The following is a 12,926-nucleotide window of genomic DNA, read 5'->3' as shown; positions in this document are numbered from 1 at the left end:
ACTTTAGCCCCTTCCTGGGTTCTGCCCAGAAAATAGCGACGCCCGTCAGCATTGCTGACGAACCTAGGCGAGGGTGTACACCGTTTGCCCCCTCAGGCGAAACACCTTGCTGATGTACGAGAAATTCTCCGAGTGGCCCGCAAACAACAAACCATCGGGCTTGAGCAAGGGAGCGAAGCGCTCGAGGATCCGCGCCTGGGTCTGCTTGTCGAAATAGATCATCACGTTACGGCAGAAGATGGCATCAAAGGGTCCCTTGACAGGCCACTGTGATGCCAGCAGGTTCATGGAGAGAAATTCGACCATCGACGACACTTCGGGCCGCACTCTGGCCAGCCCCTCATGCTGCCCCCGCCCCTTCTGGAAGAAGCGTCTTACTCTCTCTTCGTCGAGCTTGCGTACCTGTTCGACGGGATAGACGCCGGCACGAGCGCGCGCCAGGGCTTCGGTATCGATGTCCGTTGCCACGACACGCGCTTCCGCTGCCCGAGAACCCAGGCTCTCCTGTAGTGTCATGGCGATCGAATAGGGCTCTTCCCCAGTCGAGGCGGCTGCACTCCAGACTCGCACGGGTCCACTCGACTTGCGCACGTGTTCGGCCAATATCGGGAAATGATGCATTTCCCGGAAGAAGGCCGTGAGGTTGGTCGTCAGGGCGTTGGTGAACGCTTCCCATTCCCTGGAATCCGGCTGACGTGCGAGCCGCTCCAGATAATCGTTGAAGCGCGTCAGCCCGTGATGGCGCAGGCGCTTGGCCAGGCGGCTATAGACCATCTCGCGCTTATGCTCCGCCAGCACAATACCCGCCCGCTGATAAATCAGCTGGCGTATGCGGGAAAAATCCTCATCGGTCAGGATCAGGTCACGCTCGAGGTGACCCAACCCGGACCATTGTCCCGGCTCCATTTCAGAGCCCTGTGCTTTCGTCAAAATGTTTCCCACTCTTCCTCGGCTGCTGACTTGTGCGTATCAGTCGCAGCCCGTCTGGCAGGAAGTGGGTCGCGCTGCGCAATCGGCGCAGGCGACGACTTGATTCTGGAACCTGCCGACGAATGCGCTTCCGCTTCTCCTACTGCCGGCACTATCTCGGGACCGGCATCGCGCAGACGATAGACACGGATGGCCTGGGCCAGCCGTTCCGCCTGCTGCTGCAGATCGGCGGCTGCCTGTGCGCTCTGCTGCACCCGCTCGGCGTTCTGCTGGGTGACCTGATCCATTTCGGTGATGGCCTGGGTGATCTGGCCGATGCCGCTGCTCTGCTCCTCGGAGGCCGCAGTAATCTCACCCATGATGTCGTTGACCCGCTGCGATGCCGTCACCACCTCGGCCATGGCGTTCTCGGCGCGCTGCACCTGGCTGGCCCCTTCATGGATCTCACTGGCGGAGCCGTCGATCAGTTGGCGGATCTCACGCGCGGCATCCGCACTGCGTCCCGCCAGGTTGCGCACCTCGCCGGCCACCACGGCGAAACCGCGGCCCTGCTCGCCCGCCCGTGCCGCCTCCACCGAGGCGTTCAGCGCCAGGATGTTGGTCTGGAAGGCGATCGAGTCGATCACGTTGATGATGTCCTTCATCTTCTCGGCGCCGGCGGTGATGCGCTCCATGGTCTGCACCACGCCCTGCATCAACTCGCCGGTGTCGCGCACGCGGCTGGCATTGTCCAGCGCCAGCCCGCTGGCCTGACGGGCATTGTCAGTATTCTGCTGCACCGTGGCGGTCATCTCCTCCATGCTGGAGGCGGTCTGCTGCAGCGAAGCGGCCTGCTGCTCGGTGCGTGACGACAGATCCTCGTTGCCCCGGGCAATGGAGCGGGTGGCGGGCGTCACCACGTCGATACCGCGCTGTACACTTTCGGTGGTGACATAGAGGCTCTTGCGCATGGTATCCAGCGAGCCGAGCAATGCACCAATCTCGTCACGGGTTTGCTTCGGCGTGGTGACAGCCAGGTTGCCCGAGGCGATCTGCAAGGTGAAGTCCGCCGCGCGGCGCACCGGGCGGGTAATCGCCCGCATGATCCATACGCTGATGACCAGCAGCAGCACGAAGCCAATCGCCATGAATCCCAACTGACCGGCCAGCACCTGCTGCTGCCCGCGCTCGGCCTCTTGGGCCATGCCCAGCGCGGCGATGCGCTGCTGATCGATCAACCGGTTCACCAGCACCGTCAGCGCTTCGGCCTGCTCTCGCAGTCCGGCCGTACTGTCGTTCAGCGCCATCATGGCTTCAAACGCCTCCTCGCCCCCCAGCGCGTCGGCCATGGGTATCAGCCCCTCATCGAGAAAGCTCGACAGCGAAGCGTCGAATTCCATCGCCATCTCGGTGCGATTGACCTCGCGATCCAGATACTCGCCCCACAGCTCCGAAAGCTGCTCACCGACATGCGTTAATGCCTCGGCATGCTGATGACGCTCGCTCAGGACCTCCATACGCTGCTCGGCGCTCAGGCGCTGTGGTCCCTCGCTCACCAATTGGCCTAGCTGTTGCAGGCGAATGATATCCTGCAAGCCATCGCGGTTCAGCTCCGCCAGGCGCTCGCCCGAAGCGTTCAGGCCATAGAGCCCGACTCCACTGCTGAGGGCGAGTAGCAGCAGGGCCGACAACGTCAACATGGAGAGCCGTGCGCGAATCGAGTGCAGATTGATACGCGAAAGCCAGCCCAGCGGGCCACGGCGGATCAGCTGTCCCTGGCGAACGGCCAGGCCGGAGCGCCCTTCGCGCAGTTGCGCATAGGCACGCTCTGCGGCCTCTGCAGCAGCCGGCTCGATGGCGCTACGCACCGAGGTGTAGCCCAGGCACTGGCCATTCTCGAGGATCGGCGTGACCGTGGCCCGAACCCAGTAATGGTCACCATTCTTGCGACGGTTCTTGACCAATCCCTGCCAGGTTTCGCCTGCCTTGATCGTCCGCCATAGATCGGCAAAGGCCTCCTGCGGCATGTCGGGATGGCGAATGAGGTTATGCGGTGAGCCAATCAGCTCGTCATGACGAAAACCGCTGACCTCGACGAACGCCGCATTGGCGTATGTAATCCGTCCTTCCAGATCGGTGCGGGTGATCAGCAGTTGCCGATTATCCAATGTGTATTCTCGCTGAGTTACCGGCTGATTGTTGCGCATCGTTATAGTCCTTGCCGATTCGATTCGTCAGGGGGGAGAAGCGGCGTACCGATCGGCCACTGCGCCCCCTCCTGCCCTATGACCGGTAGCGCCCCATAATCGGGAGTGCTCCTCAATCGGGAGTGTTGCCCTGCTCCCAGGAAATCCCTAGAAGGAAGCCCACTCCTCTTCTTCATTCGATCTACTGGTATTCACGGCGGTGCCGCGCGACTTGCCCTCGACCGGCCGCGGATCATGTTCCATTGGTGCCGCCAAGGCCCTGACAGTCTCACGCTTGGGCGAAGCGGTATGAACTGGCTGGCCCTGCTGGCCTGCCAAGCGGAAGCGCAATACGGCCTCACGCAGGCGAGCGGCCTCGGCCTCGAGCTGGGTCGCCGCCGTGGCTGCCTGTTGCACCAGCGCCGCATTTTGCTGGATGACCTGATCCATCTGGGTCACCGCCTGGTTGACCTGACCGATCCCGTTGCTCTGCTCCAACGAGGCCGAGGCGATTTCGTCCATGATGTCGCTGACACGCTGAACGGCCGCCACGATTTCGCTCATGGTCTGGCCCGCCTGGTCCACGCGGGCCGTGCCCACGTCCACCTTCTCTAGCGATGCCTTGATCAGGGTGCGGATCTCCCCCGCCGCCGACGCACTGCGCCCGGCGAGGTTGCGCACTTCCTGAGCCACCACGGCAAAGCCACGACCATGCTCACCGGCGCGTGCCGCTTCGACCGAGGCATTGAGCGCCAGGATGTTGGTCTGGAAAGCGATGGTATCGATGACGCTGATGATGTCGGACACCTTGTGCGAGCTTTCGCTGATGTCGTGCATGGTCGCCACCACTTCGCCGACCACCTCGCCGCCCTGGACGGCGGTGCGCGAGGCATCGGCGGCCAGCTGGCTGGCCTGGCGCGCATTGTCGGCGTTCTGCTCCACGGTGGAGGCCAGCTCCTCCATGCTCGAAGCGGTCTCGGCCAGCGAGGCGGCCTGCTGCTCGGTGCGAGACGACAGCTCGCCGTTGCCTTCGGCGATCTCCTGGGCGCCCAGGTAGATGCTTTCGCTGCTGCCACGCACGGTACCGACGGTTCCCGAGAGGCCGTCCTGCATGTGCCTGAGCGAGGTGAAAAGCCGCCCGATCTCGTTGTTGCCGCGACTCTCCACCGGCTGGGAGAGGTCGCCTTGCGCCAAGCCCTCGAAGTACCCCACCAGGCGAGCCAGCGGCCGCAGCACATTGGCATTGATGCCCCATACTACGATCACCATCACGACCGCCGAACCCGCCAGTACGGCGACGATGGCCAGTCGCATCAGGCCGGCCGCGGCGGAGAATGACGCCTGGTAGGCGGCCCCCGACTCTCCGGCATGCGGCGCCATCGCAGCGACGGCATGGCTCCCCTGCTGCAGCGCGTAGAGGCCCAGAATACTCAGCACGACGAGCATCGCGCCGAAGAACAGCAGCACCAGAAACCAGCTGGCCCGGACCGTAAGGTTGTCGAGTAACTTCACGTCATCCCCTCATGAACGACAGGCGTAAGGAAACGGCTTTATTTGTTATCGGCTCGAGCGAGGCAAACTTGAATTCGTCATTACTCGGCCACGCGATCCACCAGCTCCATCTCGTCGCTGGTCAACAGCTTGTCGATGTCGACGATGACCAGCATGCGATCCTCGAGGCTGCCCAGCCCGCTGAGGAAATCCGACGACAGCGTGACGCCGAACTCCGGCGCCGGCTTGATCTGGTCGGGTGACAGCGTCATCACGTCGGAAACGCCGTCGACGACGATGCCGACGACCCGATCCTCGACGTTGACCACGATGACCACGGTCTGGCCACCATATTCCACCTTGTCGAGATGGAACTTGATGCGCAGGTCGACGATGGGCACGATCACCCCGCGCAGGTTGGTCACGCCCTTGATGAAATCGGGCGCGTTGGCAATTCGGGTGACGTTCTCGTAGCCGCGGATCTCCTGCACCTTAAGGATATCGACGGCGTACTCCTCATCGCCCAGTGAGAACACCAGGAATTCACGGTTGTAGGCTTCAGCCGCAGCCAGGGCCGCATCGTTCGTCTGGTTCATGTTCAGATCTCCAGCACTTTGTCAGTATCAGCTTCGAGTGTTTGCCATCCGCGCTCGGGCCTACGGTCTTCCTTCTTGGCCCGGCTCAGGCGGTGCAGTCCGGTAATGTCTAGGATCAACGCCACGCTGCCATCGCCGAGGATGGTGGCCGCGGAGACTCCCGGCACCTTGCGATAATTGGTTTCCAGATTCTTGACCACCACCTGCTGCTGGCCGACCAGGTCATCCACCAGTAGCGCATAGCGACGCCCCTCGCCCTGCACGATCACAGCGATCGTCTCGGTGAGTTCGGTCTTGGCATTCGGCACATCCAGTGCCTCGTGCACCGCCACGACCGGCAGGTACTCATCACGGACCTTGAGCACCACATCGTCACCTGCCATGGCGTACAGGTCCTCCTTGGCCGGCTGCAGCGACTCGAGTACGGCGGACAGTGGCAGGATGAACATCTCGTTGCCGACCTTGATCGACATGCCGTCGAGGATCGCCAGCGTCAGCGGCAGGACGATGCGTATGGTGGTACCTGCGCCGGGTGTGGACATGATCTGCACGTGGCCGCCCATACCCTGAATGTTGCGCTTGACCACGTCCATGCCGACGCCACGACCCGAGACGTCGGTCACTGCCTTGGCCGTGGAGAAGCCGGGAGCGAAGATGAGCTGCCACACCTCGTCGTCACTCATGGTGTCGGCAACGGGCAGGCCATTTTCACGCGCCTTGGCCAGCAGCCTGTCACGGTCGAGGCCGGCACCATCGTCGATCACTTCGATGATGATATTGCCGCCCTGATGCTTGGCCGAGAGCACCAGCTTGCCGGTACGCGGCTTGCCGGCTGCCTCGCGAACCTCGGGCGGCTCGATGCCATGGTCAAGACTGTTGCGGACCAGATGCGTCAACGGGTCGATGATGCGCTCGGTGAGGCTCTTGTCGAGTTCGGTCGACTCCCCTTCGGTGGTAAGTTCGATCTCCTTGCCCAGCTTGGCGGCGGTTTCACGCACCACCCGCGGGAAGCGGCTGAAGACGAAATCCATCGGGATCATGCGAATCGACATCACTGATTCCTGCAGGTCTCGCGCGTTGCGCTGAAGCAGGCTCATGCCATTCAACAACGCACTGTCGGCGGCCCCCTCCAACTCGCTGACGGTCTGGTCGAGCATCGATTGCGTAATGATCAGCTCACCCACCAGGTTGATGATCTGATCGACTTTGTCGACCGAAACCCGGATCGAAGTCGACTCACCGCCACCCTTGGCCTTGGCCTTCACCTTGGCGGTCTTGGCATCACCAGCAGGCTTGGCGGCTGCGGAGGGACGTGCTGGCTCGACGGGCTTGGCTGGTTCAGCGGCTTTCGCCGCCGGCTCGCTCTTCGCGGGAGCGACCTCGGATGCCTGGCCGTTCTCGGCGTCACGAATCTTGACCTGATCGGCATCGACGATGAAGCACATCACGGCCTCGATGTCGTCACTGTCGATCGTCGAAGCTAGCGTGATTTCATAGCACGCCTCATCGCCACCATGCGTCACGACCTCGCCCAACTGCCCCAACTCCTCGACGAGCAGTTGCCGGTCCTTTTCACCGACATTGAGAAGCGTCACGATACGCCGGCCAGCCCCGCCGGCGCCTTCACTTGGCGTAGCGGGCTCCGGCTCGGGCTCGGGAGCCGGCACCGGAGCTGCCCCCCCATCCAGATCCCGCCCGATCTCTTCGAGCGCTATCTGCTGGAGTGTCTTGCAGATACGCTCGAAGGCCTCCTGATCGGGCTCGTCGCCGTTACGATAGGCGTCTAGCTGATCGCTGAGCATGTCCTTGGTTTCCAGAAAGGTATCGACGATATCCCGGCGCAGCTTGAGCTCGCCCTTGCGGGTATGGTCGAGCAGGTTCTCGAACAGATGCGTGGTCTTTTGCAGCACGTCGAAGCCGAACGTGCCTGCTCCTCCCTTGATCGAGTGAGCTGCCCGAAAAATCGCGTTGAGATGCTCGGTATCGGGCTCATCCACGTCGAGTTCCAGGAGGTAGCGCTCCATGTCGGCCAGCAGCTCTTCGGCTTCCTCGAAGAAAGTGTCATAGAAATCCGTGATATCCATGCGCTTTACCACCTGGTGTCAAAATAGGTTATTGGGGATTGAGAGCACGGCGCAGGCCTTCAGTGAATTGGTGTACGGGTGCCAGATCGACCTCGCTCTCGAGGCGAGTACTCATCGGGCTCGGCACGCCCGGACCATTCAGGATGCTTGGCCGGCGGATGAACTCTGCCACCTCGGGCAGCAGTACCAACAGCTCGATGCGTCGATTGTCCGCGTCGAAGGGATCGGTATCGGGCAACAGCACGCGGTCGGCGAAGCCGGACACACGCAGCAGCTTGCCCGAATCGAACCCACCGGCAACCAGCTCACGACGCGAAGCATTGGCCCGATCGTTGGAAAGCTCCCAGTTGCTGTAGCCCCGGTAGCCGCCAGCATAGGGCCGGCTGTCGGTGTGCCCGCCGATACTGAGGTAATTGGGCAGATCGTTGAGCAGCGGTGCAATGGTACGCAGCAGGTTGCGCATGTAGGGCTCGACGCGGTCGCTGCCGATATCGAACATCGGCCGCTGCTCGGTATCGAGCAGTTGGATACGCAGACCCTCGGGCGTCAGGTCGAAGCGCATCTGCTGACGTAGCTCGCGCAGCTCTGGATCGGCCTCGATCACCGCCTCGATGCGGCGCTGCAGATCCATGAAGAAACGCCGCTGCTGCTCACTTGGGCGCGAGAACTCCCGGGTGTCGATACGTGCCCGCTCGCCATCGCTATGGGAGGGATCGGGACCGCCACCGGGAATGGCCCGGGTGCTGCCTGAACGATCCCCTCCGGTCACGGCGCTGACCAAGGGGGTACTGAAGTAGTCGGCGACACCCTCCCGCGTTTCCGGACTTGCCACCGCCAAGATCCACATCACCAGGAACAGTGCCATCAGGGCCGTCATGAAGTCGGCCAACGCGATCTTCCAACTGCCGCCATGATGGCTGTGGACTACCTTCTTGCGCCGAATGATGATCGGGCGCTTGTCGCCGCCTGCACTCATTCCGTTGTCGCACCCGATTTGGCATTACGTACGTAGGTCTCGAGTTCGGTGAATCCGGGGCGCTCAGAGCTGTGCAGCGCTTTGCGACCGAACTCGACCGCCAGCTGCGGCGCATAACCGTGCAGGCTGGCCAGCAGTGTGATCCGGATGCACTGGAGCATCTTCTCCGCTTCCTTGGCCTGACGCTCAATGCTGCTGGCCACCGGGTTGATGAAACCGTAGCCCAGCAGGATGCCAAGAAAGGTACCGACCAGGGCGTGAGCGATCATCTCGCCCATCTGCTCCGGCCCGGCATCGGCATAGGTCAGCGCCTTGACCACCCCCATGACGGCCGCCACGATACCGAACGCCGGCATGGCGTCGCCCACCTTGGCAATGGCATCTGCGGGAATGTGGGCCTCCTGTTCAAAGGTCTCGATCTCATGAAGCATCAGCTCGTCGATCTCCAACGGATCCATGCCGCCGGCCACCATCAGGCGCAGGTAATCGGTCAGGAAGTTCATGATCATCGGATCGGCCAGCACTTTGGGGTGCTCCTGAAACAGCGCGCTCTCCTGCGGGCTGTCGATGTCGCGCTCGATGCCCAGCATGCCTTCGCGGCGTACCTTGGTCAGCAGCTTGAACTGCACCGCCATCAGTTCCATGAACATTTCTTTCTTGTATTTCTTGGTACGCCGCAGCTTGGGGAATATCTTGAACGTCGCGACGATGGCCTTGCCATTGTTGGCGGCAATGAAGGCCCCCACCCCTGCCCCGCCAATCATCAACAGCTCAACCGGCTGATAGAGTGGCCCAAGATAACCTCCAGCAAGCACGAAGCCGCCGAAGACACACAATATGACTACGATGTAACCCAGCAGAATCAGCACAACCGATACCCTTCATTGGATGTAAGCCGTCGTTATCACTGTTTATCGGCCGACTGTCGAAACACTTGAGCCCTTGGTTCAAAAAGAAATGATGGGGCCGGACGGCAAGACGCCGCCCGAAGGCGGCATCTTGTGAGACAGGCAACCGGCACGCGCCGGTAGCCGAGCGTTAACCGACCTGCGTGACTCTCGGCGTGGCGCAATCGTCGACCGCCGCTTCGCGCTCGCGGCGCTTGCGGGTCTTGCCGGCCCGAGAAGGCGGCATGCAAATACCACAGGCGTAGTCGTGGTCCGGCGAATGCGCGTGAGCAACGAAATGCCCCCCGCAGTGAGTACAGGTGGATAGCTGCAGCAGCTCGCTTTCGAAGAACCTGACCAGGGTCCAGGCGCGGGTCAGCCCCAGCACCGGCTCGGCTTGATCGATGCTGACCTGCTCGTTATACAACCGATACGCCGTGACGAAAGCCTGCATCCGTTCGCATTTCTGCCCCACGAGCAGGTTGCGATAGATGTTGTAGAATAGCGAGGCATGTACGTTGGGCAGCCAGGTAATGAACCAGTCGGTCGAGAAGGGCAGCATTCCCTTGGGCGGGGACATGCCGCGCACTTCCTTGAACAGGCGAATCAAGCGGGCACGACTCAGGTCCGTTTCGGTCTCCAACACTTGAAGGCGAGCGCCCAACTCGATCAGCTCGATGGCCAATTGGACTTGCTGCATCTCCTCAACCAGGCTTTTTTGGGTCATTTCATATCCCCCCGCGACATTGGCATCGCTTCAAGACCCGCCATCAGCAGAGCGGCATGAAACTGCGACAGTCCATTGTCACGGGGATTATCGACCACTTGGCGCAGCTGCTCCGCGCCCTCGAAACCGAAATGGCAGAGCAGTTGGTTGGTACGGGCCAGGCGGGTCAGCTGCGCGGCACCAAGGGACACGAGCAGATCGGCTGTTTCGTCATCGATCTTGAGGCGGAACATGGCCGCAGCACGATTGTCGTTGAGCAGCCGCTGAGCCAGCAGCAGATAGGCGAGGTTGAGCTCCTGGATATCACCCAGGTGATTCGTGTTCTTCATTTTAGGTTCCCTGCACGCTATTGATTCGCGTGTCCTTATTTTCTTGTAACGCACTTGTTCAGGACTAGCCTAGAGATACGTCATGCAGCTCATTGTAGCGATCAGGTAATACCTGATAAGGACATATCTCATACGCGAGCTATTGTGACCACTGTTTTTCACGCTGCCAAGCGCCTTACAGAGATGACTGCACTCAGCAGAAAATCTTAGCTTGTCAAGCCCTAGCACTAAATCGTTAACGCATTGTGCGAAAACATAAAAAAGGCTACATAACGCCCTTGACAAAGTCATTTCCATAACATTTCAGTTACATTTTTTTACAAAAAAACCAGCCGAATCCTGCTTGTGCACTCAACGCTGCTCTTGCACCTCGACCAACTCGTATACCCATACGAGCAACTCGGCGATTACCTGGTAGAGCATGGGAGGGATCCGTTCATCTAGGTCCAGCCCCATCAGCAATGACACCAGTTCAGGGGCGTCATGGACGTAGATGCCTTGACGCTTGGCTTCGGCCAGGATCCGTTCGGCCATGTCGCCATATCCCTTGGCCAGCACCCGAGGAGCATCGTCACCCTCGCGATAGGCCAACGCCACTGCCTGCTGGCGGCGCTCAGGCTTCGGTTCCGTCATTCGCTTCCTCCCTGCTCCAAGGGCGCGCATCGATCAGCACCGTCGAGAGCCCGGCATTCCGCAAGCGCTGCTCCAATTGCGGCAGCCCACCCTCCAAGACTCTCAGGGCATCTTCATCCCGCGCCAGGAGCTGCAGCCGCATCTGTTGGTCTTGTAGCCACATCGCCACACGAATATCGCCCAGGCTTGGCACCGAGAGCTGGAGCTCGGAGTGCCAAGCCCCTTGCTGCGATTCCTCCCCCTCCTGCCCCTCTCCGCGCTCCTCACGCCGGAAGCCGGCTGGCATCTGGATCATCAATGCCATGAAGATCCCTGACCAGACATCCCCCTCCCAGCGCAGCACAGGCGTGACCAGCATCTCGAGCTGATGCCGCACCACCCCCTGCAGGCCCTCGTATACTACCTCGCTCCCTGCGGGGCGTGCGCGCGCCCACTGCTCGCCACCCTCGCGCCCGCTCGATTCGACACCCTCGCCCCGCGCCATACCGGCTGGCGTCATGTCGCGCGGCTGAGCGGTCGTAGACATGGGGGCCTCCCCGCCGGCACGTTCGCCGCGAGCCGCCGCAGGATACAAGGATTCGGTAACGGCATAGGTATTGGCCATGGAAGCTGCCTGCCCAGGCAGCACTTGGCCAGGCACTACCCCCGACTGCAGCTGTCCTACCGATGCCTGGCTCTGGGCATTCGGCGCTGCGGCGGCGGCATTCGCCGACTGCATGGACGCGCCACCTGTCGTCGACGCAGCCGGCGCGAAGCGCTGCGTACGCAGCATCTGCGGCTCGTTCTCCAACTGCTGACGACTCATCTCGCCACGATACCAGCGCGCCAAGTGGGACTCGTAGAACAACCCGCTGTCTCGCACGCTGGATTGCAGCCTGTCGGCCAGCGTGGACGCGCCAGGTGTCTCGCCCGCATTCATCAATGGAGCCTTGGCACTCAATACCGAAGGTGGAGCCGGGAAACGTAACAGCAGGTCAGCGATGGTGCGCGCCGTGGGGCTGAAGTGGGTCTGAAAGGAAGCGGGAGCCAGGGGAGTGTCGCCCCGCAACGGCTGGCCATCGCCGCGCTGCGCAGGAGTCGACGTTCCCTGAAGGGGTGCCGTGGTCGGCCGGCGCCCTTCCAGGCGAGAGTCACTGTGCAGCGCCCTGGGGCCCTCTCCTGGGTCGACCGACCGCACTGGCTCGGTCAGCTCTCGCGGAGGCGCCGTATCGACACGCTTGCCCAGCACTTGGTGGAGCAGCGTATCCAGTAGCGGCGTGATGCCACTCACGACGTCCCCGGGCTGAACTTGTCGGCGGCATCGACCACGGATGCAGCCTGCTTGCCATAGCTGCGGTGCAGGTCGCGCTGGCGCCGGCTGGTATCCATCAGATGGCCGAGTTCACTGCGTCGCGCCATCAGTTGCTCACGGATCTCCAGGTCGTCGTTGAGGATGGCCTCCAGCAGATCGGCCTTGCAACGTCTTTCTTCGTCGTCCAGCACGGCCTCCCTATCGAGATGCCTGAGCCGGTCGACGAGTTGCAGATAATCGGACTGGCGTTCGATCAGCGCATCCCACTCACCGGCTCGCGCCAGTTCGAGCATGATGGCAACCTGTTGCCTGAGCTGGGCATAGCCGTCAAGCAGAGCACGGGCGGTCGACATGGCCATCAATCCTGCGCTCCGGTATTGCCGATTTCCCGCCACGCCGAGGCAATGTCGTCCAGCAGGCTTTCGGCCTGGTCCAGGCTTTCCTGATCGTTATGCAGGTTGGCGGACAGCAGCAGTCGACTGATGTAGTCGTAGAGGGAACCGAGCCGCTCGGCAATCTCGCCTCCCTTCTCGGTATCGAGAGCGGCCAGCAGGCCGTTGTTGACGATATCCAGCGCCTTGGAGATCGATTTGCCCTTTTCAGCTGTGTTACCCGCCTGCATGTGAATGCGGGCCGCGCGAATGGCACCCTGGGCGCCATCGAACAGCATCACGATCAGTTGATGCGGGCTGGCCGACATGACACCGCTTTCGACGCCAACTCTGGCATAGGCACTGGCCCCTCTCCCGTAAGCAGCAGCTCCCTTCAAGGTACTCATGTCTCATTCTCCGATTTTTGTGGCTGCGAAACGGTCACG

At 61.7% G+C, this 12,926-nt stretch carries 13 protein-coding genes; all 13 read right to left on the bottom strand.

The window, feature by feature from the left end:
• Positions 1-63 precede the first annotated feature (63 nt).
• Positions 64-906 (bottom strand): CheR family methyltransferase, encoded by an 843-nt coding sequence (locus HOP51_RS18850; protein WP_234275424.1) that lies wholly within the window; start codon positions 904-906, stop codon positions 64-66.
• Positions 907-926: 20 nt separating this feature from the next.
• Positions 927-3,116, bottom strand: a complete 2,190-nt coding sequence (locus tag HOP51_RS18845; RefSeq protein ID WP_234275423.1) for a PAS domain-containing methyl-accepting chemotaxis protein — start codon at positions 3,114-3,116, stop codon at positions 927-929.
• Between the two features lie 147 nt (positions 3,117-3,263).
• Entirely contained in the window at positions 3,264-4,607 is a 1,344-nt protein-coding gene (locus HOP51_RS18840; RefSeq protein WP_234275422.1) for a methyl-accepting chemotaxis protein, read from the bottom strand.
• A gap of 80 nt (positions 4,608-4,687) precedes the next feature.
• The gene (locus tag HOP51_RS18835; protein WP_234275421.1) at positions 4,688-5,182 is read right to left on the bottom strand and encodes a chemotaxis protein CheW; all 495 of its coding nucleotides are present in this window, start codon (positions 5,180-5,182) and stop codon (positions 4,688-4,690) included.
• A 2-nt stretch (positions 5,183-5,184) separates the two neighbouring features.
• Positions 5,185-7,266 (bottom strand): chemotaxis protein CheA, encoded by a 2,082-nt coding sequence (cheA, locus tag HOP51_RS18830; RefSeq protein ID WP_234275420.1) that lies wholly within the window; start codon positions 7,264-7,266, stop codon positions 5,185-5,187.
• A 28-nt stretch (positions 7,267-7,294) separates the two neighbouring features.
• The gene (gene motB / locus HOP51_RS18825) at positions 7,295-8,242 is read right to left on the bottom strand and encodes a flagellar motor protein MotB (protein WP_234275419.1); all 948 of its coding nucleotides are present in this window, start codon (positions 8,240-8,242) and stop codon (positions 7,295-7,297) included.
• The gene (gene motA, locus HOP51_RS18820; protein ID WP_234275418.1) at positions 8,239-9,111 is read right to left on the bottom strand and encodes a flagellar motor stator protein MotA; all 873 of its coding nucleotides are present in this window, start codon (positions 9,109-9,111) and stop codon (positions 8,239-8,241) included. Before motA ends, motB begins: the two co-directional genes overlap by 4 nt.
• A 169-nt stretch (positions 9,112-9,280) precedes the next feature.
• On the bottom strand, positions 9,281-9,856 hold the full coding sequence (flhC, locus tag HOP51_RS18815) for a flagellar transcriptional regulator FlhC (RefSeq protein WP_234275417.1): 576 nt from the start codon (positions 9,854-9,856) through the stop codon (positions 9,281-9,283).
• Positions 9,853-10,185: a flagellar transcriptional regulator FlhD gene (flhD, locus tag HOP51_RS18810; RefSeq protein WP_234275416.1), complete on the bottom strand. Its 333-nt coding sequence runs from the start codon at positions 10,183-10,185 to the stop codon at positions 9,853-9,855. The genes flhC and flhD overlap by 4 nt, the downstream gene beginning before the upstream one ends.
• Positions 10,186-10,536: 351 nt before the next feature.
• Positions 10,537-10,818, bottom strand: a complete 282-nt coding sequence (locus tag HOP51_RS18805; protein ID WP_234275415.1) for an EscU/YscU/HrcU family type III secretion system export apparatus switch protein — start codon at positions 10,816-10,818, stop codon at positions 10,537-10,539.
• On the bottom strand, positions 10,799-12,088 hold the full coding sequence (fliK, locus tag HOP51_RS21020; protein ID WP_234275414.1) for a flagellar hook-length control protein FliK: 1,290 nt from the start codon (positions 12,086-12,088) through the stop codon (positions 10,799-10,801). Before fliK ends, HOP51_RS18805 begins: the two co-directional genes overlap by 20 nt.
• Positions 12,085-12,462 (bottom strand): flagellar protein FliT, encoded by a 378-nt coding sequence (locus tag HOP51_RS18795; RefSeq protein WP_234275413.1) that lies wholly within the window; start codon positions 12,460-12,462, stop codon positions 12,085-12,087. Before HOP51_RS18795 ends, fliK begins: the two co-directional genes overlap by 4 nt.
• A gap of 5 nt (positions 12,463-12,467) precedes the next feature.
• Entirely contained in the window at positions 12,468-12,887 is a 420-nt protein-coding gene (gene fliS / locus HOP51_RS18790) for a flagellar export chaperone FliS (protein ID WP_234275412.1), read from the bottom strand.
• Between the last annotated feature and the right edge of the window lie 39 nt (positions 12,888-12,926).

Source organism: Billgrantia zhangzhouensis, assembly GCF_021404465.1.
Lineage (GTDB): Bacteria > Pseudomonadota > Gammaproteobacteria > Pseudomonadales > Halomonadaceae > Halomonas > Halomonas zhangzhouensis.
This window is presented reverse-complemented; position numbering and strand designations above follow the sequence as displayed.

Excerpts from the sequence above, each read along its gene's own strand:
- HOP51_RS18850 (WP_234275424.1), bottom strand. The coding sequence starts at position 906 with ATGGAGCCGGGACAATGGTCCGGGTTGGGTCACCTCGAGCGTGACCTG.
- HOP51_RS18845 (WP_234275423.1), bottom strand. The coding sequence starts at position 3,116 with ATGCGCAACAATCAGCCGGTAACTCAGCGAGAATACACATTGGATAAT.
- HOP51_RS18835 (WP_234275421.1), bottom strand. The coding sequence starts at position 5,182 with ATGAACCAGACGAACGATGCGGCCCTGGCTGCGGCTGAAGCCTACAAC.
- cheA (WP_234275420.1), bottom strand. The coding sequence starts at position 7,266 with ATGGATATCACGGATTTCTATGACACTTTCTTCGAGGAAGCCGAAGAG.
- motB (WP_234275419.1), bottom strand. The coding sequence starts at position 8,242 with ATGAGTGCAGGCGGCGACAAGCGCCCGATCATCATTCGGCGCAAGAAG.
- flhC (WP_234275417.1), bottom strand. The coding sequence starts at position 9,856 with ATGACCCAAAAAAGCCTGGTTGAGGAGATGCAGCAAGTCCAATTGGCC.
- flhD (WP_234275416.1), bottom strand. The coding sequence starts at position 10,185 with ATGAAGAACACGAATCACCTGGGTGATATCCAGGAGCTCAACCTCGCC.
- HOP51_RS18805 (WP_234275415.1), bottom strand. The coding sequence starts at position 10,818 with ATGACGGAACCGAAGCCTGAGCGCCGCCAGCAGGCAGTGGCGTTGGCC.
- HOP51_RS18795 (WP_234275413.1), bottom strand. The coding sequence starts at position 12,462 with ATGTCGACCGCCCGTGCTCTGCTTGACGGCTATGCCCAGCTCAGGCAA.
- fliS (WP_234275412.1), bottom strand. The coding sequence starts at position 12,887 with ATGAGTACCTTGAAGGGAGCTGCTGCTTACGGGAGAGGGGCCAGTGCC.